Below are 26,221 nucleotides of genomic sequence, written 5' to 3'. Positions count from 1 at the left end.
GCCACCAAGGACGGGTATCATGACGAGGAGGAACCGTGGCCGAGGTACGCCGCTCGATCCGGAGGACGTGCTCTCTGGACGCGTCCGGGTGACCTCGAACGAACTCGCGTCGCTGATCCGGGCGGTGAATCCAACAGGGTTGAAGCTGGCCCCTGCCGAGACGACGCGTCGATACACGCTGAAGCGACGGCTGCAGAGCCTCCTGGTGCGACGATTCGGAGACGAACTCCGCATCTCTCCTTACTCGGCCCACGCGGGTGTGGTGAGCCTGCAGCTCGAGCTCTCCGGCAGCGATGCTTGCCACGCCGTGGTCGCGGATCTGGACGAGGATGCGCGCTCCTTCGTCCAGCAAGCCCTCGACTTCCAGGAAGGGCTCCTGAACGCCGTGGGTCCTCCCTCCACGGAATCGAAGCTCCAGCCGAAGGCCACGAACCTACCGAGCGGTGGCCTCCCCAAGGATGCTCCTGAGGATGATCGCGCCGTCGAATCGAGCCGTACAGGGAATCTGCGCGCTGGTTGGGAGGCGCTCGCAGCGTACGACTACACGCATGCCCAGGAGCTTTTCGAGGCGGCTCTGAGAGAGGGTCGCGGCGACGTGAGCGCAGAAACGGAGGCTGCGGAGGCACTGCTGGAGCTGCTCGTGGATCATCTGGGAGCCGATTCCGAGGCGCTGGTGCTCGGCGAGACGCTCGGGAAAGGCGCGAAGGACAGTGAGCCGGTCCGACTCCTGGTGGCGCAGGCTGCTGCGCGGCTCGGAGAGCGAGAACGGGCGCTCGCGTGGTTGGGAACCACCCGGGGGGCCCAGCTGGGCGAGGTGCTCGCAACACTGGCGCGTGTGGCGCTCTCTGGAGGTGATCTGGAGACGGCGATCAGAGACATCGAGCAGTTGCGCGAGAGCGCCCCGTCTCATCCAGCCCTGACGCTGCTCGTCGAAGACCTCGCGCAGGCGCGCGCCGAGGAGACACGACCCGTGGAGGAGGAAGGCTGGGCGCTGCTGGAGCGGGGTGCGCTGGCCGAAGCCCGTCTCAAAGCGGCGGAGGTGCTGGCGCGCTGGCCCGGTAGCGAGGGCGCGCGGCGGCTCCAGCGCGAGGTGGATGCCCGGATCGAGGCGAAGACGCTGGCGAGGCTCCTGGTCGAAGCCGAGGCGGCGGAGCGTCGGGGTGACGTCGATCTCGCTCTGGAGACGCTGAGACGGACGCTGCCCGGCATGGGAAGGGAGGCGAGGGAGGCGGTCCAGAAGCGCATTTCGCTGCTCTCCGCCACGGCCCGGCTGCTTCGCTCCCACCAGCAGGCAGAGTCCGTGCTGGCGCGTCTTCGAGAGGATCGCACAAGTGGGCTCATGGCCTATCTCGCGCTCGACGCGAGCACACGCCGGCGGGTGCGGATGAAGGCGAGTCTCGTGGCGCTGGCGCGGCTCGACGCGATGGGCGTGGAGGGGGCGGGTCCCCGCGCCCGCTCCGCGGTGACCGCCGTGATGGAGCTGGAGCACGCGGCCGAGATCGTGGCCGATGCCCCCGAGGAGGCCCTCGCCCGGATCCGGGCACATCCAGCGCTCTCGGTCCTCGACGAGGCGCAGAGGATCGTCGCGCAGGCCGATCGAACGGTCGCCAGGCGGAAGTCGCTCGAGGCCGCGAAGCAAGCCGCCATGGCGCAGGAGGCCGCTGAACGGCGACTGGATGCCGCGCGGCAGGCCTTCTGCGCCGGCGATCGAGAGGCATCGCTGCAGCTCCTCTCCGAAGACGTCCTCGCCTCGCTCTGCGAAGCAGACCGGGTAGAGGCGGCGTCGTTGCGCACACGAGGGGCCACGGCCCGTGCGCGGCGCGTGCTCGGTGAACGGGCCCTGTGGCTCCGTTCGAGCGGCGCGCTGCTCGAAGCCCGAGAAGCGATCGCGTCGCTGCTCGAGGACGCGTCGAATGCGGAGGAGAGGGAGCGGCTCACGAAGGCCCGCGAAGAACTCGGCCAGGACATCCGCTCGGCACTGCGCTTGCGATCGCTCGGCCCGGGATCGCGTAGAGTCTCCACGCGAGATCTGGATCTACGCCTGATCGGTGGCGCACACGGGTCGCTCGCGACGGACGAGCGGAAGACGGTGTTCATGGATGTCGAGGGCTGCTGGGTCTTCGTGCGGCTGGTCGACGTGAAGACGGGTGAGGTCTCGAGCCGCGCGGTACTTCGCACTCCATCGCCGCTTCGGCTCCTCGGTTACGAGGTGAGCGGGGATCGCATCGTGGTGCTCGGTGGTCACGGGGAGGTGCTCGAACTCCGCGTCGATGACGGCTGGGACGTGGTGAGCTACGAGGCCCTCCGCCCCGCCGAGTTCACAGCCAGAAGCCGCCAGGTCCCGCGGAGCGAGATGTCCTCGCTGCTGGTCCCCGAGGTGGTGGTGGAGCAGGTCCTCCTGACCTCTGCGGGGACACAGGATGGGTCTGCGCGCTGGGTATGGCTGATGATGCACACCCACCGGAGCGGGATGCGCCGCATGTCGACCACGATTCACGTGATCGATCGCGATGGAAAGCAGCGCGCACGCGAGGTGAGGGGGGTGCATCCGCAAGCGGGCATGATCCTGCTCTCGGAACTCACGCCCCCACTGGTGGCCATCTCCACGCCGTCGGGCGTCACTTTGCACGCGGAAGATGGCTCGGCGCTCGATGGGGGCACCGTCGATGCACCAGTCCTGCGCCTCGGCGTGGCGGCAGCGGCGATGGTGTCCGGGAAGCTCGATCGGACGGGCAGCAGGCTCGTCGCACTCGTGCGCGCGCCTCGACCCGTCACCCCGGAAGCAGAAGACGCCGCCACCCCTCCGAGCGGCATGGCGGAACCTGCCCTGGGATGGATGGAGATCGTCGACGGGAAAGCTGGCCCATTTCAGGCCCTCTCAGGGCTCGGCACGAGCGCGTTCGCCGTGGCAGGGGCGGGCGATCCACTGACGGGGCTCTCGTTTTTTCTGATCGACGACGCACGAACGAAGCGCGAGCTCGTGGCGTTCGAGGCCCGCGAAGAAGGGCTCGAGCTACGCTATCGAAGCCCCGTTCCCAGGCGCTCCGCGCTCCTGCGGTGCGCTTCGGGGGGCCTCGCGATGATGGTGGGACGTACGGAAGGCCTCGAGATGATCACGCTGGGGCCGGAGCCCCCGTCGGTCGACACGGAGGATCCTCTCGGTGTCCTGCGCGGCCTGGGGACGTCGCTCGTCTCCGCGACGTGTCACCGCCCGACCGGCGCCCAGGCCGACGCCACGCGGGCGTTGGCGCGCACGATCGCGGGCGAAGCACCAGACAGCGTGGCGCGTCGGATCGCAGCGGCGAGGCGCGACAACGATCCGGACCGCCTCTCCGAGCTGAGCCAAGCTCTCCAGCTCCTCGGTCGCGCCGAAGAGGGCGGACAGCTCGATCGGATGGCGATGGAATCTCACCCGCGGCACGCCGGACTCCGCGTCGGGCACGCGCGCGCCGTGTCGAGCCTGCGCCGCTGGAGTGAGGTGGTCGCCACGCTGAGCGATCTCGACATGACCGGCGTGGACGACGGGACGGCCCAGCACCGCTGTCACCTTCTGGGGATGGCGCTCCTGCACCTCGGGCGGCAGAAGGAAGCGCTCTCGGTCATTCTGCGCGGTGCGGAGTACATTCAAGGGCGCTGCGACCTCGGCTGGCTTTTGGCGCTCGCGACGCCGGTCAGCGGCGAAGGATGTGATGCCCCCGAAGGTGGCTGGTCCCCTCAGCAGAGCGCGGTGCGCGAGCTCGCCACCCGCGTGATCGCCGCGGATGTGGCCCTCGCGGAGGGAAACGCGGAGCAAGCCCTGGACTGCCTCGATCACGGCGTGGTCTGGGACGCCGCCGAGGTCCAGAGCCTGGCCCGCGTCGCCGAGGCGCACCTCATGCTGAATGGAGGGGCCGATCCTTTTCGTGCAGCGCTGGGTCTGGCGATGTTCGCGTCGGGTCACCGGGAGCGCTCGAGCGCTGACCGACGCGAGCTGCCGCTCCCGGGGCGCTGGGACGGTCGACGCCTCGACGCCCTGCTCGGACGCGCCGAGCGGTGGCTCGACGACTCATTTGGAGGCCCAGCTCACCTCAGGCCCATCGTGAATGCGTCCCGCCATGCGTCCTCGCCACGCTCGTGACGACCCGACTCACGGAGCGACGCACAGTCCGAGCGACCAGCCAGTGAGTGTCCCCGTGTCCCCACCCGCGTCGTCGTGGACTCTCAGCGTCCACGGTCCGGACGCGCTCTGTCCGTCGAGCAGGGTGAGTGACTGCTCGGGCCGGAAGCACCCCGCAAAAGGCGCCGAGCCTGACGTCACTGGCGTCGCGCAGGTGCTGTCGAAGCGCGTCCCCGTGTAGTTGTCACCACCGCCACCATTGTCCGTCGACAGCTCGATCGTCTGCCCGGAAGGCGCATCCAGGTAGATGTCGAGATCGGACACGTAGGTATGCGTGATCCAGAGCTGCACGACCGCCCTCCGCACGGCGCCCGGCTGGCCGACCAGGATCTCGCTGGTCGAGGTGCTCTGGTCCCGGATGGCCTCGGGCACGTCACTCGAGCGGTACACGTAGAGCGACTCCCCTGGTGCGCAGCCTCCCATCGCCGCCCCCAGCGCACAGTCCAGGTCGGCCAGATCCACCGACAGATCCCCGTCATCGTCAGCGCCATCGTTGCACCGGAATTCCACCGGGGCGCACACGCCGGGAGACTGGGCGCTGGAACAGAAGAAGCCTTCCTCGGCCCGACACTGCGCCGAGCAACCGTCGCCGGACGCTGTGTTGCCGTCGTCGCAGTGCTCCAGCCCCTCACGCACACCGTTCCCGCAGGCCGAGGCCACCGAGATCACCGCGCTGTAGGCGGGGATGACCCCATTGTTCACGGCGGTCACGCGCAGGTAATAGGTGCCCGGCGGTAGACCCACCATGGCTGGCGTGGTGCTTGGCTCGAGCAGCGAGCAGTACGCCGGTCCACCGTCGTCGTCCGTGGCGATCACCGTCGAGCAGTCGGCGCCGAGGAGTGTGATCACCGTGTCCGTCGCGTTGTCGCAGGCGCCGGGCGTGCTGCCCCGGAAGGTGGCGATCCGGACGTCGGAGGTGAGCGGCAGCGTGAAGGCGATGAGGTCCTGGTCTCCCGCCGGCTGAATCGCCCCGAGCACCGTCACCTCCGTCGTCACCGAGAGCGGCGCCCCGGGAGGAGGGCACGTGTCGTTGGGCTCCTGCTCCGCGGGGCAGAGCCCGGTGGGGACACAAGCCGACGAGCAGCAGTCCCCCTCGTTCGCATTGCCGTCGTCGCACTGCTCCACGCCGGCGCGCAAAAACCCATCCCCGCACCGCGCCACACGGCACGTCGCCAGGCACCCGTCGGCGTTGTCGGTGTTGCCGTCGTCGCATTCCTCGCCTACGCCGAGAAGCCCGTCCCCGCAAACGCCGCCACCGCACTCGCCGTCCTCATTACAGGACACGCCTCCCCCCTCGCTGCACAGCGTCCCCAGCGGCGCCGCCGTGAGCACCAGCTCCCCACCCACGCAGCTCTCGATCGTGCAGACGCGCCCATCATCGACCACGTCCGTGTCGTCGTTCTGCACCACGAGCCCGCCGCTCGCGTCGCACACGACCACGCGACAGTCACCGGGGATCTGATCCCGCGTCGGCGTCCCCGCGGGCACCTGCTCCACGCTGCAGACCCCCCCTGTGCAGCGCGCGGCGTCGCACTGGCTGAGCGGAATCGGACAGTCCGCAGGCGACGAACACGCCCCGCCAGAGCTGCCAGCGCCCTCGCCGGAGCTCCCAGCGTCGCCGCCGGAGCCCCCCGCTCCGAACAGCCCCTCGTCGGACGACGAGCACCCCGCTGCCCCCGAGAGACCGACACACAACGCGACACCGACCAGCCAACGCATGGGTCCCATCACACGCTCACCGTACCAAGAAGGACCCGTGAACCACCACAGGACCGGTGATCCACGGAGCCTCTCCCGAGACGGGAGGCACCGGACCCGCCCTGGATTACGAAAGCCCTGCGCGCCGGCGCGTGATCCAGTGCGCCCCCAGCGCCGCAGCCGCGACGAGCGTCCACACCCAGGGGGGCAAGAGGGCCCGCACCTGACGCTCGGCCAGCACCTGCGTCCCCTCGGGCAGCGGCAGCGCGCCGGCATCCGCCGCCATCACCGCCTTGCCCCCGGTCGCCTCCGCGATCGCTTGCAGACGCTCTCGATCGGGCCGCGGGTCCGCCCACTCCTCGCCTCCACGCTCGCAGGCGAAGTCCCGCCGCGTCGCGGGCCCCTTGCTCAGCGTCGGCGTCGCCCCCTCGGGCTCGGCCCCCGTCGCCCCGCCGGACTGCACCACCTCCACGGTCGCCGCATACCCTCCTGGCTCGAGCACCCCGGCATCCAGCTCGATCCCCTCCCCTTCGGCCCGGATCTTCGCCCGCAGCGTCCGCACTTCCTCCCCCGAGCCCAGCCGCTTGATCGTCACCACGGCCTCTGCTGGCGCGGCACCCGCCTCCCCGGAGCCAGACCCGAGCCCCAGCCCCAGCGTCCGCAAGAGCAGCGTCGTCGGTTCGCCGGCGATGCAGCCCCCCTTCGGGGCGATCGTCGCTGGCTCGAAGCGGGGATCCCGCATCAACCAGCCCAGCAGCGCGTCCCAGAAGGCGCCGTGCGCGCGCCCCGCCGAGTTCTGCGCGAAGGCGCTGAACAGCAGCCGATGTGACCCATCCACCGTCAGCGCGATGGTCCGCCCGCTCCCGTGCTCACCGAGCGCCAGCACCGGCATCGGCGCCCCTCGCGCCGTCTTCCGCGCCGGGTGCGTGAGCAACACGCTCGCGCCGGGCATCGCGTCGCCCACCACGCTCGTCCCCGGCATCTCCGGGAGCTCGGCCCCGATCAACCCCAGCAGCGGCTTCAGCACCGGCGCCACCTGCCCGGCCGGCGTCAACCGCGGTGTGAACGAGGCCGCGTCGATGTCCTGCGTCTGCCCGATGTCGAGACTCACCGGCAGCACCCGCGCCACCGCGCTCCGCGCATAGTTCCCTGCGACGAAGGCGTTGGGCCCTCCCACCATGATCAGCCCACCGCCCCGATCGACGTACCGCCCCAGCGCCGGCAGGTGCTTCGTCAGCCCGTAGGGCTCCGCATCGAAATCCTGCAGCACCACCGCGTCGAAGCTCGGCAGGTGGATGCTGAACAGCTCATCGACGGGGAACGGGATCAGCGCCAGCTCGTCCGCGAGCGCCTTCACCTTGTCGGTCGGCGTACGCAGGATGAAGAACGCCACCACGTCGACCGACGCGTCGCTCTTCAGCCACATCCGCAGCGCGCGCACGTCGTACGTCGGCCGCCCCGCCACGTGGAGCACCCGGATCCGGTCGCGGGCCACGTCCACCGCCACGTAGCGCGTGTCGTTCTCGGGCAGCGTGTCCCCCGGAGGCGCCTGGATCTTCACCTCCAGGATCCGCGTGCCCGCGCGATCGAGCGTGATGGGCAGCTCCACGACCCCGGCGCCGCCTTCGATCCGCGCCTCGCCCCGCGCCAGGGGGATGGGCTCACCTTCCTCCCGCAGCTCGCGCGCCGCCACCGGGATGGAGCCCTCGCAATCGAGCCCTCCGGCGCAGCCGATCTCCACCCGCAGCGCCACCGGCTGATGCGCGACCGCCGCGCCTGCCGTACGCACCGCGCGCACGCTCGCATCCGCGGGCGACGCGCTCGCCACCTCGACCGTGTGCACGGGCGGCAGCGCCACGCCCCCTCCGGTCCCCGACACGCCTCCCGAAAGCGGCTCCAGCGCCCCTCGGACGGCCTCCCCTGCGCCCTCCGCAGCAGGCCGATCCAGACGCCCATCCGAGATCACCACGATCGCCGCCGGGCGCTCGTCCGGCGCACGCGCGATCGCCTCCAGCGCGGCCCCCAGGTCCGAGCGCAGCGCCGGCCGCACCGCCGTGGGAGCAGGCGCGATCGGCGACGCCGAGGCCACCGCCCCCGCGGACGCACTGCCGCTGGGCGCCACGTCCGACGGAGGGGTCGGCGCCCCCCCTTCCCTGCCCCCGGTGCGCGACAGGGGCACCGGCGCCCCTTCTCCGAAGCCGAACACGCTGAGCCGCACCCCCTCGCGCCGCCCCAGTGCCTCGAGCGCCTCCTTCGCCACCTCGCGCCGCGTCCCGCCCACGCCAGGCAGATCCATGGAGCGAGACAGGTCCGTCAGCACCACCACCCGGGGCCCCATCGTGTGGCTGCGCGACGACACCACCACCGGACGCAGCACCGAGAGGAGCAGCGCCAGCACGGCCACCACGCCGGAGCCCACGATCACCCCCACGCCGCGGCCCGCCTGGCGACGCCGGAAGAGCTCGACCCCCAGCAGCACCAGGCTCAACGCAGCCAGCGCGCAGGTGACGATCACCACCGCCGGGGAGAGATCCCCGGTCAGAGAGAACCGCTCGCTCACGGCCTCCCCGGGGACCTGGCGCCGCCAGGTGCACCGTCATCGCCCGACGCGCGCCGCCGCATCAGGAACGGTGCGTGGACCTGATCATCCTTGTAGTTCGAGCACAGCACGTACATCGCGATGTTCACACACAGCCGGATGGCCAGCTCGCGCTGCCGATCACTGCCAGGGGTGATCGCCACGCTCGGCCCCCCCTCCCCTTGCGCCAGCGCGCCGCACAGATCGTGGGCAGAGAAGATCACCTGCGGCAACCCACCCCGCACGATGGCCTGGAGCTCTCGCGTCCCCTCCACGCGCCCCACCGCGCGCTGCATCAGATAGAACGAGCGAAACACCACGTTCTCTGGCCCGATCGGGATCGCCGCCCCCTCCGGGATCACCCGTCCCAGCTCCCGCTTCACGGCGCGGGTGAACGCCCCCGTCTCTGGCGCGAAGTCGTCGACCAGCAAGATCCCGCCGAGCGCGATGAAGCGCCACAGACCGCTCACCTCGCGCGCCGTCAGGGGTGGGATGTCCGCGTCACCACCCCACAACACGAAGGGCTCGGCGAGGAGCACCGGCTCGTCCGCGCGCACCGGCTTCGGGCTCCTGCGGGATGGCGCGCTGGTCCGCCGCTCCAGCTCCATCGCCCACTGCCCCGGCGCCGTCGTCCGCACGCCTTCCCAGCGAGCGTTCCCGGTGAGCAGCGGCCTCGGGTTGAACGCCCCCTCCTCCCCGAACGCGCTCGCCTCCTTCGTCTCCAGGAGCCCCGCTCCCAGAACGGCGAGCGAAGCGCCCAGCACCTGTCGCCGGCTCCAGGTCAATCGAAGTCCTCCACCAGCCATACGCCGCCTTCTCGCCGCAGCTTCACACCGTGCCCCCCTGGCACCTGCACGGTCGCAGAGTCCCCCGCCACATCGACCACCAGCCCCTCCGGCTGGGTCAGCCCCTCCACGAGGGACCGCAGATCGCTCTCGATCGCGCTTCGCGTCGCCGGCGTGAGCACGCGCAGGAGCCCCGCGTAGCTCCGCCTAGCGAGGACGCGGCGGAGCTGCTCCAGCGCCTGCGCCGGCGTTCGCGCGCCGGCAGGCAACGCGTCCGCCCCCGAGATCTGGAAGGCCCGCGTCGCCGGATCGTAGTCGAGCGTGGCGATCTCGCCGTCCGGGTAGCGCACCTGCGCCTTCGTCTTCACCACCACCGCGGGTGCCCCCAGGCTGCGCGCCTGGTCCCCCAGCTCGGCCCGCTCCTCCTGGACCAGGCGCCGCACCTCTTCACGCGACAGGGACCGCTGCCCTTTCTCGCTGAGCATCGCGTAGATCGCGTCCGCGTCGCCCTTGGCTGCAGCCGCCGCATACGCCTCCATCGCTTCCCGTGGGTCCGGAAGCGCGGGCGCACCGCAAGCGGCAGCCGAGAGGCCGAGGACCAGGGTGAGCGAGACCAGGCGCGACACGGCGCGGAGGGTAGTCCATCGGCGAGGGGTGAGCGAGGGCCGCGGCGCCTCCAGCGCTCGCTCCGCTCGTGGACACGCGGGGCAGCCGCACACGGAAGGCACCGGGCGCTCGCCGGCGCCCGACCATCCACCCCTCTCGGCCCGCTCGTGGAAGCCCGATCCTTCTCGTCGGCGCCAGGTTCCCCATGCTCGTGGGAGCCCATCTCCGCCCGTGCTCGTCGGAGCCAGGATCTGCCCGTGGATGTCAGGTCCCCCGCCTGCACCTGGAAGGCGCGGCAGGGAAGCCTGCGGAGGACCCCTCCACGCCCAGGAGCGCGCCACTCCCCCAGGAGGTAGGCGCCTGCTCGAGGCCGGCGCCTGCTCGAGGCCGGCGCCGACGCGTGGCCGGCGCCTGCTCGTGGCCGGCGCCGACGCGAGGCCGACGCTCACTCGTGGAAGATGAACAGCGTACCGTCCTTGCGCAGCTCGCTGCCCACCACATCGCCGATGTTGATGTCGCCGATGCTGATGAAGTCCTGGAAGTTGAGCATGGCGCCATCGTTGTCGATCACATCCACGTCGTTGAGCACCACCTGCAGCAGGCTGACGTTCAAGAGATTCTGCACGATCAGCGTACTGTAGGTGAGAAGGTTGAGGATGTTGCCATTGAGCACATCATCCACGTCGACGACGCAGATGTTCTCCACGTTCACCTGATTCAGCGCCTGAATCTGCAGCGTATTGGCGACGATGTTGGTAATCGATCCGAGCAACCCTCCCGCGCTGCCCGATCCGCACGAGAATGGCGCCGTCCAGTCGGGCGCACCAACCGGCGCGCTCGGCGGAGACACCGGCGGCGCACTGGGTGTCGTGGGAACAGGCGCCGGCGTCGACACGAGCGGGAGCCCGCCCGCGTGCGCCGTCGTCGCTGCGAATACCATCGAGACCACGCCCACCGCAATCGACCCCTGCTTGACGATGCTCTTCATGATCCGCCCCCTCGCGCTCGTTACGCGCACTCGCAATCGACCCGAAAGCCCGCACGATCGCGCGCACGTCAGGCATGCGCGCCTACCCCTCGATGCCCCCCGCAAGGCGCCGGGTCACCACCGAATGCTCGAAGAAACGCCTCGTCCATCGAGACGCACGCGACCGCGCTGCCATCGGGTACGGGGTTCGACACGACCACGGAAGCCCCTGATGGCCACTGCGCCGTCGCTCTCCGATTCGTCGGCGGCTGCATTGTCGTTTTGCGAAGGGCGTGCCGATTCAATGAAGCGACGGATTCGTGCGGCGATTGTGTCGAGGAATGATCCATGGCCTGGCATGACGGGCAGAACATGGCCCCAGAGAATAGAAATCGCGTCCGCCTGGAAGGCGCACGGTTGTTGACCGGGCGGATGTGCGGGCGGGTTACGGTGCGGCGTCCACGTGTGCATTGCGCACCCATTTCGATAGCTTCACCCCGTGGTGGAGCCATGCGATCCAGGCGTCCGGGTCGGTGAATCGCATTCGACGCTGCCCCCGGAATGCACAGACGAATTCGTCAGGCGGAACACGCACGGAGGCGCTCCGCCGACTGCGGAGGCGCTCCGCCGACGGTGGACGTCAGGGGGGTGGCACGAGCTTCATCAGCTCACCGGAGGTGTGGTTCGTCCAGTAAAGGACGCCTCCCTCGACCAGAACACGCCGCGGCCCGTCCTGATTCGACGCGAGCACCGTCCTGGGGCCACCGCCGATGGGCGCCCGATTGACCTGACCGAAGCCATTGCTCGCCCAGTACACATACGCTGTGTCCACTGCGATCCCGAATGGCTGGCTGTCCTGTTCCACGCTCAGGACCACGGCGTCCTCCGCGCCATTCAGAGGCACCTTCATGATCTCCCCCGTCTTGTGGTTCGACCAGTACAGGTGCGTGGCGTCCAGCGCGATGTCCGTCGGCCCGTCCGGCCCGCTGTGGAGACGATCCGCGTCCATCACCCCTCCGCTCTGCGCCACCCGCAGAAGATCGCCCGTATCCCGGTTCGCCCAGTAGACGAACTGATCATCGAGCGCGATGCCATCAGGCCCGACGTCCCCCTCGAACAAGGTCACCACACCGACGGCGCCAGGCCCGGCGCGCAAGATGGCGCCCGTCTGGCTCGTCCAGAAGACGACCCCTGCGTGGAGCGCCACATCGCGGACGGTATACCCGCTGGCGATCGTCCTGACCGAGCCTCCCGCCTTGGGTGCGGAGAGGACCGCGCCGCCGTCCTGGTTCACCCAGTAGACGTCCTCCTCATCCAGCGCCAACCCGCGCGGCGCCAGCTGCCGGCCCGCGATCGTCGTCACCTCGCCGCTCCCATCGCGCGCCACCTTGCTCACCGCCCCCTCGCCCGCGCCTCCCGGCCCTTGCGCCGTCCAGTAGACGCTGTGTGCGTCGACGGCCACGTCGAACGCCAGCGTCGGCCCCTGGCCGAGCCGCACGGGCTGGCACATTCCCTCGACGCACGCGCCTCCCTGACAGTCGTGACCACACGCCCCGCAATGACCCACGTCGATCGCCGTATCGACACAGCCCTCGCCGCACGCCGACAGCCCGTCGTCGCAGTCCTCCGCCGCCCCTGGCCCCAGCGTCAGATCGGGCGCGCACGCTGCACCGAACAGCAGCAACCCACCGAGCACGCTCCATCCCCCGGCCCACGCGCCGACAGCCCCCCACGCGCATCGACGCCGCCCCATCAGAAAGCCCTCCCCACCGACATCCCCGCGACACCGGGCCCCACCCACGGCACCACCGCCACGTCGGCAGGCGCCGCGCCTCCCGCAGACGCCACCTCGTAAATGGCCGCCCCGATCCCCAGCGCCGCCACCGCGCCGAGCCCCACCATGAACCCCAGATCCCGGTCCCAGCGCGCCGTCAGCGCCTCCACCGACGCCACGTCGTACCGCGCCGCCGGACACACCCCGCCTGGACAGTCTCGATCCACCTGCGACCGCACGTTCGCGTAGTCGATGGTGAACCCCACCCCTGCCCCCAGCGCTGCCAGCCCCACGCCCCCCGATATCCAGGCCCACACCGGGACGCCCCCGCTCCCCTCCGCCCCCTGGTCAGCGGGCAGCGACAGCGCCACCACGAGCGTCTCCCCCTCCTTCACGGCCACCGACCGCGACGCACGCTCGAAGCCCGCGGCCTTCGCTTCCACCGTGTGCTCGCCCGGATCCACCTTCCACGAAAGCCCCAGCGCCTGCGCCGGCACCGCGCCCCCATCCACCGTCACCGACACGTCCCCGGTGCGCGGCCCGCTCACCTCGATCACCAGCGAAGGAATGCGCCCCGCCAGCGCCTCCGCGAAGCTCGCCGCCTCCCCGCGCGCGTGCGTGAACGCCGCGGGCTCCTTCGCGACCGGAGGCTTCTTGGTCACCTCCAGCGCCACCGCGCGCGCCTCGATCAGCCTCCCCAACGCCGCGAGCCCTCGCGCCAGATCCAGCCCCGTCGTCGGCACCCCCATGATCGCGTGCGCCGCCTCGAACGCCTTCACCGCGGCCTGAGCATCCCCCGCCTCGAGCTTCGCCCGCCCATCCAGCAGCAGCGAACGCGCCCGCTCCTTGTCGCTGGCCGTCGGCTCGGCCGCCTGCGCACCCACGGAGCTCGCGAACACCACCGCGAACGCGACCGCAGCGGGACCCCGCAGCCAAGCTCGCGACGGCGATCTTCCTTCAGAAGCCAATATCGTCCCTCCGTGTCTTCGTACGCGGGGAGCGGTTTGGCGGCTTCGCGCTCGCCGGCGGTCTGGCCGGCGCCACGGAAGCGCTGCTCCGGGGCACCGGAGGCGGTCGCACCGCGCGGCCACCTGCCGAAGGCACGAGCCCCTGCGCCCCTGGCGTCACGACGCCCGCCTCGCCCTCGCTGGCCACACCGTTCCCCGACCCTCCCGCAGCCCCCTCGCCCGCTGTCTCGCCTGCTGCAGGGAGTCCCCGCGCTGCAGCCTCACCGCCATCGCCAGCCGCTCCCATGGCCCCGGACGCGCCCTCCGTGGTCTCCTCGTTCATGGCGTCGACCTCGCCTTGCTGCGCCGTGGGAGCCCCACCAGTCGCCGAGGTCGCTGGGGAAGCACCGTCCGCGACCAGCCCCGACACCGCGACCACCGTTCCCCCCACGGCGAGCGCCGCGCCGATGGTGACGGCGGCCGCCATCAGTGGCCCCCGGAGCGTCCCCACCTCGACCGCAGACGAGCCGACGCCCTCCAGTGTCCCTCGAGGGAGCCCCTCGTCGAGCCCGATGGTTCCACCAAGTCCAGCGCCACCAAGACCAGGCCCCCCACCCGTCCCGTCCGACGCCCCCAGGTTCCCTCCCGCAGGGAGCGACGACCTCCCGGTCAGCGGCGCCCCTCGCGCCGCCATGGGCGACATCGTCGACGGTGCCCTCATCGCCGGAGGCGCCCCCTGCCCTCCCGCGAATGGCGTCGTTACCGGCTGGGCTGTCGCCACCGGCGCTGCTGCGAGCGGCGTCATGGTTGGCGGAGCTGTCGCAACCGGCGCTGCTGCGAGCGGCGTCGTCGCGAGGGGTGCAGGGAGCAGCGCCCCGCTCACCATCGGTCCAGGGACGTGGAGACCCGTGGTCGGGTTCGCGTCCGAGTCCATCGACGCGCGCGCCCCTCGGGTCCCCTGCACGGCAACCACGAGGGCATCCACCATCTCCGCCGCCGAGCCGAACCGCTCTGCTGGCTTGACCTTCAAGGCCTTCGCCATCCACTCGTCGATGCCGACGGGCAGCTCTGGCCGGAGCTGGCGCGGCGGCAAGAACACCCCCTCGTTCACCGCCACGGCCAGCGCACCCAGGGATTTGCCAGCAAATGGCGTCTTTCCCGTCAGCGCGTAGTACGTCACGGCCGCGAGCCCCCACAGATCGGACTGCGCGGTCGCCCGCTTCGCGCTCACGAACTGCTCCGGGCTCATGTACAGCGGCGTCCCCAGCATGATCCCGGTGGCGGTGATCTCCGGGTTCCCTTCCCCCGCGTGGCGCTTCGCCACCCCGAAGTCGAGGACCTTCACGAACAGCTCGCCCTCCAGGTCGGTCAGGAACAGGTTGTCCGGCTTCACGTCGCGGTGAACGATGCCCATGCGGTGCGCCTTGCCGAGCCCGCGCGCCGCTTGCGACACGATGTGCACCACCTCGTCCACGGGCAGTCTTCTCAGCCGCGTGACCCGCCGCCCGAGCGTCTCGCCCTCCAGCAGCTCCATCACGATGCACAGCGAGCCCTCGTCGGTCACGCCGTGATCGAACACCTGCGCGACGTGCGGGCTCCGGATGGTCGCCGCAGCCCGCGCCTCTTGCTGAAATCGCGCCACCAGCTCGGTATCGGCGGCCAGCGTGGGGGACATGAACTTCACCGCCACCTGCACGCCGAGCGTCAGATGCTCGGCGATCCACACGCTGCCCATCGCCCCTTCGGCCAGCGGGCGCACCAGCTTTAACGTAGGCGTAATCTGCTGTCCGGCGAGCATGCGACCTTCTCTGCGTGTCCGCCGCGTACGCTAGCGTGTGACCTGCCGATCGGCCAGCACGACGCATCGACCCGAAACGCCGAGATCCCTGACCATCGCAGGGATTTTACGCACCCCGACGAGGGACGACCCCGTCTTGCTCATCCATGCGAGCGGGCCTGGTCGACCTCTTCCGAGGATCTACGACCGACGGTCTCACTGCACCGTAGGAGATCATCTGTGCGCAGGTCGGCCCGGCGGCGTGACCGAGACCAGGTTCCCGACGAGGTCATGCTCGTAGAGCACCACGTCACCATCCGGCCGCTGTGCCTCCTGCACGCGCCCCACCGGATCGACGACGAACCCCTCCACCTGCCCGAGTGGATCGGTCGTGCTGACCCGGAACCCGTGCGGACCGTAGGCATGCGAGATCGTGCGCATCCCCTGCGTCATGGCGTCGAGGCGTCCGTGGAGCCCATAGGTGAGCTGCACGGGATGCATTCCTGCTACCACGACCTGCTCGACTCGGCCTTGCAGATCCGTCGTCGTGACGAAGCTCCGGCCTGCCGGTGTCGTGCGTGTCGTCGTCCGTGTGCCTCGCGCATATACGTCGACGAATGACTTTCCATTGATGTTCGTGATGTCTTGAAGCGAGACGAAGCTCGACGGATCGGCAGGGTTCGACAGCGTGGCACTACGCGAGCGCGTCACCGTGAGCGTCCGGCCCCCTGGCGTGGTGACGCTCTCTTGCTTCCGGTAAGGCGCGAGCATCCCGAACACCGGATCCGGCGCCAGCGACCAGCGCACCGTGCGCCCATCCGGAAGCTGCATCGCCGTCTGTCCTGCGGCACCAGGACCATTCGTCCCCATCAGCCCGGCGCTGTTGGTCACGCTGCGTTGCACATCAGCCGCCCCCGGGCGCTGGACCGCATACGTGGTGCTCCGACCCATCGCTGTCGTCACGCTGACGGCCCGCCCGCCCCCGACCCCACTGCGCGTCAGCGACTTGCTCCCGCCGGCAGGATCACTGTCCTGGGTGAGCCGCCCCAGGTTGTCGTATGCGAAGGAGTGCTCACGACCGAGCGCATCGGTGCGTCGTGTCAGCAGCCCGCGGGCGTCGTAGCCGAGGGTGGTGCTCTCGCTGGCCGGGTTACGCACCGCGGCCAGCAACCCCGCAGCATCGCCACTCAGCGTGGTCGTCTGCCCGAAAGAACCAACATTTGCGGTGGTGCTGCGCCGACAGTATTGCGACAACATGTAAGCAGAGCCCCATTCCGGCCTGGTTCTGAATGATTAACCTCGCATCACTCTTCATCGTCCAAGGCAAGCAAACGGCTCGCGCGCTGTTGCAAATAAATTATCGGCTCCGAGGCAATGTACTGACGTATCGTGTCGGTTCGTTCTTCTTCCGTCTGACTCTCCAGGAACCGACAAAGTTGCGAAAATCGCTTTTCACCTTTCTGCTGTCGATCGGTAGCATCGCGGATGGCAGCGGGAAGATCCGTTTCGACCAACTCCGACGACAGGTGGATACCAGTTCGCGCAGACCATTGCAAAAGTACCTCAGAACAGATCACGTCCACGACCTTCCCCGCGGCAGCAGTGATATCCACATACATACCCAAGATGCCCATAATGCGCAAAATAGGTAGCTGCTCCCAAGCCGCGATGAGAGACGTCAACTCCTCCAGCGCCTCATCGTATCGACCAGCGCCCTCCAGCCCCCTCACGATGGATGCCTTGGTCAAAACAAGTTCATCCGACAAGGGGGGCAAACTCGATTCGACAATACGCAACTCGTCTAGCGCATCTTGGTGCCTACCAGCATTCTGATAGACGATGGCACGATGAGATCGGATAGTTCTATCGAGCCATCCATCGTGATCGCTATCAAGCCATGCATTGCGCAACCCATCCAGTATCTCGAGTGCGCGCTCACCATCGCCGCCTGGTCGGCTCAACATCACGATCTCGATGAGCTTGCTGTCGAACGCCTCTCGAACCTGCGCCAGATCGAAGCACCTCTTTGAACAGAACCCCTGAGGTGTAGCGTCGTCAGACGACGACGCTTCAATGTGGCGACCACAGCTACCGCAGGACCGACGGCTCATGACACCTACCCTTGGGATTCAAGGTTCATTCAGGACATTTGTCATAAGGCCAGATACCCTTCTCGTTCATGCAGTGGCGGTAGCAAGCGGCGCAGTCTTTCTTTTTTCCGAAGTCAGCCTGATTCCACACCGGCTGGTCTGCCTGCCCCTGACACAACCATAGTTTCCCAAGACAGGCTTCCTGATAATCGTCAGAATCCGGGTTTGCCTCGTCGATGGCCACCGTGGGCTTCATCATCGCACATATGCCCTCCCATATAGCCCACACGCCAACCGTGGCAGCGGTAGCGGCCACAACCATCTCCCCAGAAATCAACGGGAACAATGGGAGTATTACGACGGCTTTTCCCATGGGATCCACACGATTCACTGGATCCCCAGCGCTGTATGAATACAGGTTCATGTCGCCTCCGTCGAACAGCAGCGGATCCTTGGATGTCCACCGAGCCGCCTCGGCGTCATAATCTCGTGCACCAAACCGTACGAGCTGAGCATCCGGATCGTACAAGCCACCGGCAAACCCGAACGGCTGAAACCCTGGATTCGTGTCGAGCAGAACGCGGCCGAACGCATCGTAATCAATACGCTGGGCAATCGCTCCCGTGGCAGCATTGACGACAAGGCGCACACTGCCGACGTGATCGCTAACAAGCCGATATGCCACACCTTCCCTGAGCATGATTTCCGGGACATTGATCTTGTCCCCATAGATAAAACGTGCGACGATCGCGCCAGTCGCACCGAGTTCGGCAGCCGGCTGAAGTCTGTCGCGATAGAGCCAGCCCTTCACCAGCGCGCCGTCGACCTTCTTCCCGACACGCCGTCCGAGACCATCGACCACGTAGTCGATCACCGTTCCGCCAGGCAGCGTTACCTGGCGCAGGTTGCCGAGGTCATCGTAGCCGTAGTTCGTGGTGTCGCCGGTCGCGGTGTCGGTTCGACTCTGAAGGGTGCCCGCATCGTCATAGGCGAAAGCGAGATCCTCCTGAAAGAGCAGACGATCCTGCGCATCGAAGTGTCCTTCGACCACGCTGTCGGGCGTGACGCGGGCGAGCGGATTGCCGTTTTCATCGTGGTCGATGTGAAGCGCCAGGTCGCTGTCGAGGTAAACGTCGCGCAGATGCCCCGCGAGATCGTAATCGTAGCCGGTGACATGGGTGATACCGTTGAGGGTCTCGGTCTTCTCGACGATACGCCCGAGCAGATCGCGGCTGTAGGCGACCGTCATCAAGGCAGAGCCATCGACAACGACGTTCCGCTCGATGACCTCCCCATAAGCATCATGGATCAGCGTCTCGACCACGTGCCCGACGCTGATGCCAGTGAGCCAACCGTTCTGGGGATCACGCGTGAGGGTGAGCGGTCCCGGCACTCGTGAGCAGCCCGTCGGGATCCCGCCCAAACACCACGGTGTGCCCACCGTTCACCTGTTCCTGCGCAAGCTTTAGATCGTTGTCGTAAACCCGATGGATGGTGCCGCTGATGACGCCTGTCCACGTGACGTCGGTGAGCAGCTCGCCGTCATGGCTGAAGCTCACATCAACGCCAGCAGGCCCTGCGATGGACGTGAGCTTGCCCGTCGTCGGGTGGTACGTACGCGCCACGGTCCCCCCGGCAAACGCCAGTTCGGACAGACGCCCCGCCGCATCACGCCCATGGGTCAGCGTCGCGCCACCAGGCCGCGTCGTCGTGGCGAGCTGACCGTCGAGGTCGTAGCTCCATTGCGTTGGTGACGTCGGCCCAGCGACCGCAGGCGGTGGGGTGTACGACGCTCGCAGATCGAGCGCCGTGTACCCGAAGCTGTGCGCAGGTCGGCCCGGCGGCGCCACCGAGACCAGGCTCCCGACGAGCTCGCGGTCGTAGACCACCGCCTGCCCATCCGGCCGCCGTGCCGCCTGCACGCGCCGCACCGGCTCGACGACGAACCCCTCCCCCGTCTCCCGAGAAACCCGCTGTCCCGCTCCCCGCGACCGTGGTGATGGTCGTGTGCAGGCTCCGACCAAGCCCTGAGCCGGGTTTGCTCTCACAGGTCGACGAGCCTCCACGCCCCGTCCTCCATGACGGCTACGCTGCCTCGCTTGGAATCGTACGCCGCACCACCCCCTATGAAGCATACGGGGCCACGAGAGACCTCGTGAAGCCCCTGTTTCAGGAGACTGCGACCATAGCGGCTCATTCGGTAGCGTACACCGTGAAAGAGGTCTTGCGGTGAGTCGATCTGAATCTCGATCGCTGGCTTGTGACTTGTGTGATTGTGCCATTCGTACATACGTCGAGCGATGAATGCGTCACCGGTGCAATAGAGAAAACGCCGCAACACGCGACCTTCATTCGAAGCCGCCATGACAATTTCTGCAGGCCGTTTCCATTCGCTACCAATGGCAGCAAATAGACTCTCATCGAAGCAGGATAGCCGTAGGCGCTCATTGACCTTCCTGGGGAAAAATTGCACATGGTATTGTCCGATTCGCTGTAGCCTGGGCCCACTGCTTCGACACGCTCTGTTGAATCTTGCTGGATCGGGAGCCGTGAACCGGCGCCAGTTTCGTGCAGCGACACGCCGCTGTGTCCTGCTGAGAAGCTGTCCACCATCGGCGAGCATTGCTCGGACTTTGCCTGGTCCGAGCGGACATTCCCCGCACTGGAACACATCTTCCGTGGCACCCCCATCTCTCACACACACCATCAGGCGTACGCATTTGTCGTCCAGATCATTCGCCAGTGAGCAGATCATCCAGCAAAGCACCTCATGATGAAGTGAGCCGGTCGACCAGATGATGATCTCCGAGTGGGATTGCACAGCATCAAGCAGCCGCATGTACCTGGCACGCCAAGTCCTTCCGGATGCCGGAACACCCCGCCAATAATCGACACGAGCGCGTACAAAATCCTCCAGGCTTCGAGGGCACGGCCCTATCAGGAGATTGTCGCTGAATGAGAGAACACGATCGGTTTGACCGATGAGCCGACTCAGTTGTCGGGACAGGTCGCTGGTGGCGATATGAAGTGACATGCTCGTTCTCTAGAAGAGGCACTTCTTGCAGGAGCGGGAGGGTGAATCTCCTGCATTGCAACGTTCCCAGCAGCGCTGACATTTCGTCTTGCCAGCTTCGTACTGCATACAGCTCCGTGGAGCATTGCCTATGCATGCTTGATAGCGCTCGTCGCATGACGAATCGGATACGGCAGTCTCTTCGCAGAGCCCTCCATCCACCTCCTCATCAGCGGGACCCGGCATGCACAACGACAGGATGTCCTGGAGCGGCTCGCCAAAGATCCCTCCACTGAGCAGAATCCCCCCTGCAACGCAGAAATAGTCCGAGAGTGTTCGAAGACCATGAGGATCGACACGGTTCACCGGATCCCCCAGCGCGTAGGCATAGAGATTGGAATCGCCGCCCTCGAAGAGGAGCGGATCCTTTGCCGTCCACCGGCCCCTCTCTGGGTCGTAGTCGCGCGCACCGAACCGAACGAGGTTCGTGTCGGGATCGTACATTCCGCCCGCGAAGCCGAAGGGCTGAAATCCTGGACTGGTGTCGAGCAGCACGCGGCCGAAGGCGTCGTAATCGATGCGCTGTGCAATGGCGCCCGTCGCGACGTCGACCACGAGGAGCACGCTGCCGACATGATCGGTAACGAGTCGATAGACAGCACCTTCCTTGAGCATCACTTCCGGGACGTTGATCCTGTCGCCGTAGAGGAAGCGAGCGATGACCGCGCCGCTCGGACCGAGTTCGGCGACGGGTTGAAGCTGGTCGCGGTGGAGCCATCCCTTGACCAATGCACCGTCGACCTTCTTCCCGACGCGGCGTCCGAGGCCATCCACCACGTAGTCGATCACCGTGCCGCTCGGCAGCATCACCTGGCGCAGGTTGCCACGCTCGTCGTAGCTGTAGCTCGTGGTATCGCCGGTCGCGGTGTCGGTTCGGCTCTGCAGCTTTCCCGCGTCGTCGTAGGTGAAGGCCAGGTCCCCCTGAGAGAGCAAACGATCCTGCGCATCGAAGTGCCCCTCGACCACGGCATCGGGTGCGACACGAGCGAGGTGATTCCCGTTCTCGTCGTGGTCGATGTGAAGCGCGAGGCTGCTGTCGAGGTAGACGTCGCGCAGACGACCTGCAGGGTCATAGTCGTAGCCGGTGACGTGGGTGATACCGCTCAGCGTCTCGGTCTTCTCGACGATGCGGCCAAGCAGGTCGCGGGTGTAACCGACCGTCATCAGGGTAGCGCCATCGACCATCACGTTCCGCTCGATGATCTCCCCGTAAGCATCATGGCTCAGCGTCTCGACCACGTGCCCGACGGTGATGCCGGTGAGCAAACCATTCTGGGGATCACGCTTGAGGGTGAGCGGTCCGGCGCTGGTGAGCAGCCCATCGGGATCCCGCCCCAACACCACCGCGTGCCCACCGTTCACCAGCTCCTGCGCAAGCTGGAGATCGTTGTCGTAGACCCGATGAACGGTGCCACTGATCTCCCCGGTCCACGTGACATCGGTGAGCAGCTCCCCGTCGTGGGTGAAGCTCACATCAACGCCAGCGGGACCCGTGATCGTCGCGAGCTTGCCTGTGGTCGGGTGGTACGTACGCGCCACGGTCCCCCCGGTAAACGCCAGCTCCGCAAGGCGCCCCGCCGCATCCCGCGCCTGGGTCAGCGTCGCGCCGCCCGGCAGCACCGTCGTGGCGAGCTGACCGTCGAGGTTGTAGCCCCATTGCGTCGGAGTCGTCGGCCCAGCGGCCGGCGGCGGCGGGGTGTACGACGCCCGCAGATCGACCGCCGTGTACCCGAAGCTGTGCGCAGGTCGGCCCGGCGGCGTCACCGACACCCGATTCCCGACGAGATCATGATCGTAGACCACCACCTCCCCATCCGGCCGCAGTGCCTCCTGCACCCGCCCCACCGGATCGACGACGAACCCCTCCACCTGCCCGAGCGGATCGGTCGTGCTGACCCGGAACCCGTGCGGACCGTAGGCATGCGAGATCGTGCGCATCCCCTGCGTCATGGCGTCGAGGCGCCCGTGGGGCCCATAGGTGAGCTGCACGGGATGCATTCCTGCTACCACGATCTGCTCGATTCGGCCTTGCAGATCCGTCGTCGTGACGAAGCTCCGGCCTGCCGGTGTCGTGCGTGTCGTCGTACGTGTGCCTCGCGTAGTTACGTCGACGAATGACTTTCCGTTGATGTTCGTGATGTCCTGGAGCGAGACGAAACTCGACGGATCGGCAGGGTTCGACAGCACGGCACTGCGCGAGCGCGTCACCGTCAGCGTCCTCCCCCCCGGCGTGGTGACGCTCTCTTGTTTCCTGTAAGGCGCGAGCATCCCGAACACCGGATCCGCCGCCAGTGACCAGCGCATCATCCGCCCATCCGGCAGCTCCATCGTCGTCTGACCAGCAGCACCAGGACCACTCGTCCCCGTCAGCCCGGCGCTGCTGGTGACGCTGCGCTGCACGTCCGCCGCCCCTGGACGCTGGACCGCATACGTCGTGCTCCGACCCATCGCCGTCGTCACGCTCACGGCTCGCCCGCCCCCGATCCCACTGCGCGTCAGCGTCTTGCTCCCGCCGGCAGGATCGCTGTCCTGGGTGAGCCGCCCGAGCCCATCGTACGCGAAGCTGTGCTCTCGTCCGAGCGCATCAGTCCTTCGCGTGAGCAGCCCGCGGCCATCGTAGTTCAGGCCAGTGCTCTCCCCGACCGGGTTACTCACCGCGGCCAGCAACCCCGCCCCATCGACACTCAACGTCGTCGTCTGCCCGAATGCTCCCGTGAGTGCCGTGGCCATCCCGCCAACCCCCCGCGAGATTGTCAGCAGCGCCCCATCCCCATCCTGGATCCCCGTGAGCAGCCCGGCCTGATCGTAATGAAACCCCAGCAGCGTCGCCCCCGTCCGCACATCGATCGTGCGCAGGTGCCGCCCCGTCCCGCTGAACACGTACGCCTTCCGCGCATCCTCCGTCGGGATCGCCATCTCGCTGAGCCCCACCCCGGGCAATGGCGACCGCGCGATGCGCCGCACCCGGTTCAGCACCATCTCGGCCGTGTACAGACCCCCATCGGGCCCCAGCGCGAGCTGAGCGATGGTCCCGACGCGCGCGTTCAGGGCGCGCTCCCCTTCAGGCAGCGGTACATCACAGCAGTTCCCCGTCCCCGCGACCGCATGGATCACCCCATCCGGCGTGATCCTCCGGATCAGGTAGCCCGTGCTATCCGCCACATAGAGCGTCCCTTCCCCGTCCAGCACCAGAGCCGTCGGATGCCGCAACCGAGCCGCACGCGCTGGCCCTCCATCCCCCGTGTTGCCCGCGACGCCTGTCCCCGCAAACGTCGAGATCCTCCCCCGCCTGTCGACCTGCCGGATCCGGTGGTTGTCATGGTCGACCACGAACAACCCCCCATCGCGCGCGACAACGACCCCGCGCGGGCTCCCGAGGCGTGCCTCCGTCGCCAGCCCTCCATCGCCCGAAAACCCCGCCGTGCCGCTCCCCGCGACCGTCGTGATCGTCCCATCCAGCCCCACCCGTCGGATCCGGTGGTTCTGCGTGTCGGCGATGAACAGCGTCCCGTCCTCGGTCACCGCAACGCTGAACGGATTCCGGAGCTGCGCTTGCGTCGCCGGCCCCCCATCCCCCGAGAAGCCCGCCGTCCCGTTTCCAGCGACCGTGGTGATGGTCCCATCCACCGCGATCTTGCGCACCCGATGGCCACCTTGCTCCGCGATGCAGAGGCTCCCGTCCGCGCCCAGCGCGATCCCTCTCGGCGCCTGGACCTGCGCCAGCAAGGCCGGCCCCCCGTCTCCCCCACCGCCGCTCACCCCCGTGCCCGCGACCGGCCAGATCAACCCCTCCGGATCCACCCGTCGGACGCGCGCCTGCCCCGTGGAGCTCAGGTACACGCTCCCATCCGGCCCCACCGCCACCCCGGAGACCGTGTCCAGCGGCGCCTGGATGGCGAGCCCTCCATCCCCGAGCGCCCCCGTGGTTCCCCCCTTGCCCGCCACCGTCCGCAGCTCGGTCCCCAGCGCGGCCCCCGTGCGACGCCGCCCATCCCCCAGGTAGAGCACCTCCGCGCTCGGGCTGTAGACGTGGTGCACATCCACCGTCCATCCCCCGAGCCCCAGCGCCGACGCCGTGAGCCCCCCGAGTCGACCTCGCCACCGCTTCCACGCGGTGACATCGCTGCGCGTGCGGCTGTAGGCGATGTCCTCGCTCGCGAACGCCCCGAAGGCTGGCGCTGAATCCCGCGGCGCCTGGTACACGCCCTCGTAGACGTATCCGATCCGCACCGTGATCGGCTGCTCACCCTGCGTCTCCCGCCCGAAAGCATCCTTGCCGTCCCATGAAAAGGTCGTCTCGCTGCTCGGCGCGCAAGGGCAAGCGAATGACTGCTCCATGTGCCGCCCCGCGATCTCGATGTGCAGCTCGATACGCTTCACCGAAGCCGGAACACCTCCCCGCGCGAGAGGAATCGTCAGCGTACTCCGCGCACCGTGACCCGCAGCGCGATCACTCCGGTAGTGCAACGAGAACGGGGTCCCTGCGATGGGCAGCGCCTCCCCGAGCACCTGGTTCTCGCAGTCGATGATCGACCCTTGCTCCTCGCAAGCGCCCGGCTCGGGCTCACTCCGGTCGGGATCACGGCTCTCATCCTCTCCGCCGTCGCCCTCGCCCCCCTCCATCGAGCAGGTCAGGCTCAACGGCACGCACGCATCGGCCGGAAACCCATAGGGCCAGTTCGCATCCCACGGCGTGAAATGCTGGATCGGCACCCGCCAGAGCGAATGGCCGGACGCATAGAGCTGCGCGAGCTTCGCTTGCTCCTCTGGCGTGATCCCCAGCGCATCGAGCGTCGCGCTGTCGTCCGGCTCGCCATCGCCGTTCGTGTCGAGCACGGCGAGACTGCCCGAGACCTCGACGATCTCGACGACACGCCCATTCTCCGACGGGATCCACGCCGCCCGGGCGCGGTCGTAGTAGCCCATGGGCACCACCGTGCCGGCAGGAAACCCGAGGAAATTGTCGACGTAGAACGGGATCGGTTGGTTGAACTCGATGCTCACCGCACCGGCTGCGAGCGCCTCGTCCGCGCTCAGCTCGACGGCGTACGTGTAGCCGCTCGTCGGCGGCAGCTCACCGGGCATCGCCGCTGGGCCCCGAGCGCCGACCGTGTACTCCGTGGCGCGCAAGCTCAGCGTGCTGATCGGCTGGAGCGTGCCATCCGGGAACAAGAGATTGGCTGTCGTACCCGGCGGAAAGAGCACCGTCGCCTGGCGCGATCCGTCTGCATCGGTGACGACGCTACCGCGGGCTTCGACGTACGGAGGGGCGGTATCGAGGTCGATCGGCGTGACCTGCGGATCGAGCGGGACGAGCACGACGTCCGGGGCCTGAGCGTAGCCTTGCCACGGAACATCGATCCGACGCGCTGCTGGTAAGAACCCGTCGGCCTCATAGGTGACCACGAGTGAGCCGCCCCCTCGAGCCACCATCGTGAACCCACCATCCGCGAACGTGCGCGTCGTCCCGTGCTCGGGGTGATCGAGGAGCGCAATGGTGACGTCAGGCAGCGGGTCGCCGTCGACGGTGTGCACCGTCCCACGAAGCCCAGCAGCGCGTCGCGGAGAAAGGATCCCCGGGTCCGCGCCAGCCTGGATGGGCTCAGCGCCTTCGAGGAGAAACGCCAGCCCGTCCGCGGGTAAGGTGGCGACGGTGCGATCCAGGGGTGTGCAAGCCGTGTGCGTGACGCCATTCATGAAATCGCAAGCGTCGAACGTACAGGGATTCCCATCGTCAATCGCGGGAGGTGCGCTGGCAACGCAATGGCCA

General features: G+C 68.1%; 15 protein-coding genes. 1 reads left to right on the top strand and 14 read right to left on the bottom strand.

Translation table 11 applies throughout. The features are described 5' to 3' along the window. Positions 1 to 19 precede the first annotated feature (19 nt). Positions 20 to 4,117 (top strand): coiled-coil domain-containing protein, encoded by a 4,098-nt coding sequence (locus tag CMC5_RS16470; RefSeq protein WP_050431336.1) that lies wholly within the window; start codon positions 20 to 22, stop codon positions 4,115 to 4,117. Between the two features lie 9 nt (positions 4,118 to 4,126). On the opposite strand, the gene CMC5_RS16465 is transcribed toward CMC5_RS16470, so the two are convergent. The 14 genes from CMC5_RS16465 to CMC5_RS16405 all read right to left on the bottom strand — a co-directional run bounded on the left by CMC5_RS16465 (position 4,127) and on the right by CMC5_RS16405 (position 26,148). Continuing rightward, the gene (locus CMC5_RS16465) at positions 4,127 to 5,875 is read right to left on the bottom strand and encodes a DUF4215 domain-containing protein (protein WP_050431335.1); all 1,749 of its coding nucleotides are present in this window, start codon (positions 5,873 to 5,875) and stop codon (positions 4,127 to 4,129) included. A 106-nt stretch (positions 5,876 to 5,981) separates the two neighbouring features. Further along, the gene (locus CMC5_RS16460) at positions 5,982 to 8,414 is read right to left on the bottom strand and encodes a glutamine amidotransferase (protein ID WP_050431334.1); all 2,433 of its coding nucleotides are present in this window, start codon (positions 8,412 to 8,414) and stop codon (positions 5,982 to 5,984) included. Further along, positions 8,411 to 9,238, bottom strand: coding sequence for a DUF4159 domain-containing protein (locus tag CMC5_RS16455; RefSeq protein ID WP_082362540.1), 828 nt, complete (start codon positions 9,236 to 9,238; stop codon positions 8,411 to 8,413). The genes CMC5_RS16460 and CMC5_RS16455 overlap by 4 nt, the downstream gene beginning before the upstream one ends. Continuing rightward, positions 9,214 to 9,843 carry a hypothetical protein gene (locus tag CMC5_RS16450; RefSeq protein ID WP_050431332.1) on the bottom strand — a complete coding sequence of 210 codons (630 nt, stop codon included), beginning with the start codon at positions 9,841 to 9,843 and terminating at the stop codon, positions 9,214 to 9,216. Before CMC5_RS16450 ends, CMC5_RS16455 begins: the two co-directional genes overlap by 25 nt. A 425-nt stretch (positions 9,844 to 10,268) precedes the next feature. Continuing rightward, positions 10,269 to 10,811, bottom strand: coding sequence for a hypothetical protein (locus tag CMC5_RS16445; RefSeq protein ID WP_050431331.1), 543 nt, complete (start codon positions 10,809 to 10,811; stop codon positions 10,269 to 10,271). Positions 10,812 to 11,430: 619 nt separating this feature from the next. Further along, positions 11,431 to 12,543, bottom strand: coding sequence for a hypothetical protein (locus tag CMC5_RS16440; RefSeq protein WP_218920276.1), 1,113 nt, complete (start codon positions 12,541 to 12,543; stop codon positions 11,431 to 11,433). Continuing rightward, a complete protein-coding gene (locus CMC5_RS16435) occupies positions 12,543 to 13,448 on the bottom strand; it encodes a hypothetical protein (RefSeq protein ID WP_156338644.1) in 906 nt (301 codons plus the stop codon). Before CMC5_RS16435 ends, CMC5_RS16440 begins: the two co-directional genes overlap by 1 nt. Positions 13,449 to 13,521: 73 nt before the next feature. Further along, positions 13,522 to 15,309 carry a serine/threonine-protein kinase gene (locus CMC5_RS46955; RefSeq protein ID WP_082362539.1) on the bottom strand — a complete coding sequence of 596 codons (1,788 nt, stop codon included), beginning with the start codon at positions 15,307 to 15,309 and terminating at the stop codon, positions 13,522 to 13,524. 213 nt (positions 15,310 to 15,522) lie between these two features. Further along, positions 15,523 to 16,545: an RHS repeat domain-containing protein gene (locus CMC5_RS16425; RefSeq protein ID WP_082362538.1), complete on the bottom strand. Its 1,023-nt coding sequence runs from the start codon at positions 16,543 to 16,545 to the stop codon at positions 15,523 to 15,525. A 47-nt stretch (positions 16,546 to 16,592) separates the two neighbouring features. Next, on the bottom strand, positions 16,593 to 17,399 hold the full coding sequence (locus CMC5_RS44590) for a hypothetical protein (protein WP_156338643.1): 807 nt from the start codon (positions 17,397 to 17,399) through the stop codon (positions 16,593 to 16,595). 25 nt (positions 17,400 to 17,424) lie between these two features. After that, positions 17,425 to 18,702, bottom strand: a complete 1,278-nt coding sequence (locus tag CMC5_RS16415; RefSeq protein WP_156338642.1) for an RHS repeat domain-containing protein — start codon at positions 18,700 to 18,702, stop codon at positions 17,425 to 17,427. Positions 18,703 to 18,742: 40 nt separating this feature from the next. Next, complete coding sequence (locus CMC5_RS44585; protein ID WP_169796559.1) at positions 18,743 to 19,300, bottom strand: RHS repeat domain-containing protein; 558 nt, start codon at positions 19,298 to 19,300, stop codon at positions 18,743 to 18,745. A gap of 122 nt (positions 19,301 to 19,422) precedes the next feature. Beyond that, positions 19,423 to 20,412, bottom strand: coding sequence for a DUF1835 domain-containing protein (locus tag CMC5_RS49185; protein ID WP_082363456.1), 990 nt, complete (start codon positions 20,410 to 20,412; stop codon positions 19,423 to 19,425). A gap of 9 nt (positions 20,413 to 20,421) precedes the next feature. Continuing rightward, positions 20,422 to 26,148 (bottom strand): NHL domain-containing protein, encoded by a 5,727-nt coding sequence (locus CMC5_RS16405; protein ID WP_050431323.1) that lies wholly within the window; start codon positions 26,146 to 26,148, stop codon positions 20,422 to 20,424. Positions 26,149 to 26,221: the final 73 nt, after the last annotated feature.

Origin of the sequence: Chondromyces crocatus (genome assembly GCF_001189295.1) — a bacterium.
Classification (GTDB): Bacteria; Myxococcota_A; Polyangia; order Polyangiales; family Polyangiaceae; genus Chondromyces; species Chondromyces crocatus.
Note: the sequence above shows the minus strand (reverse complement) of the source record. Positions and strands in the feature narration are given on the sequence as shown.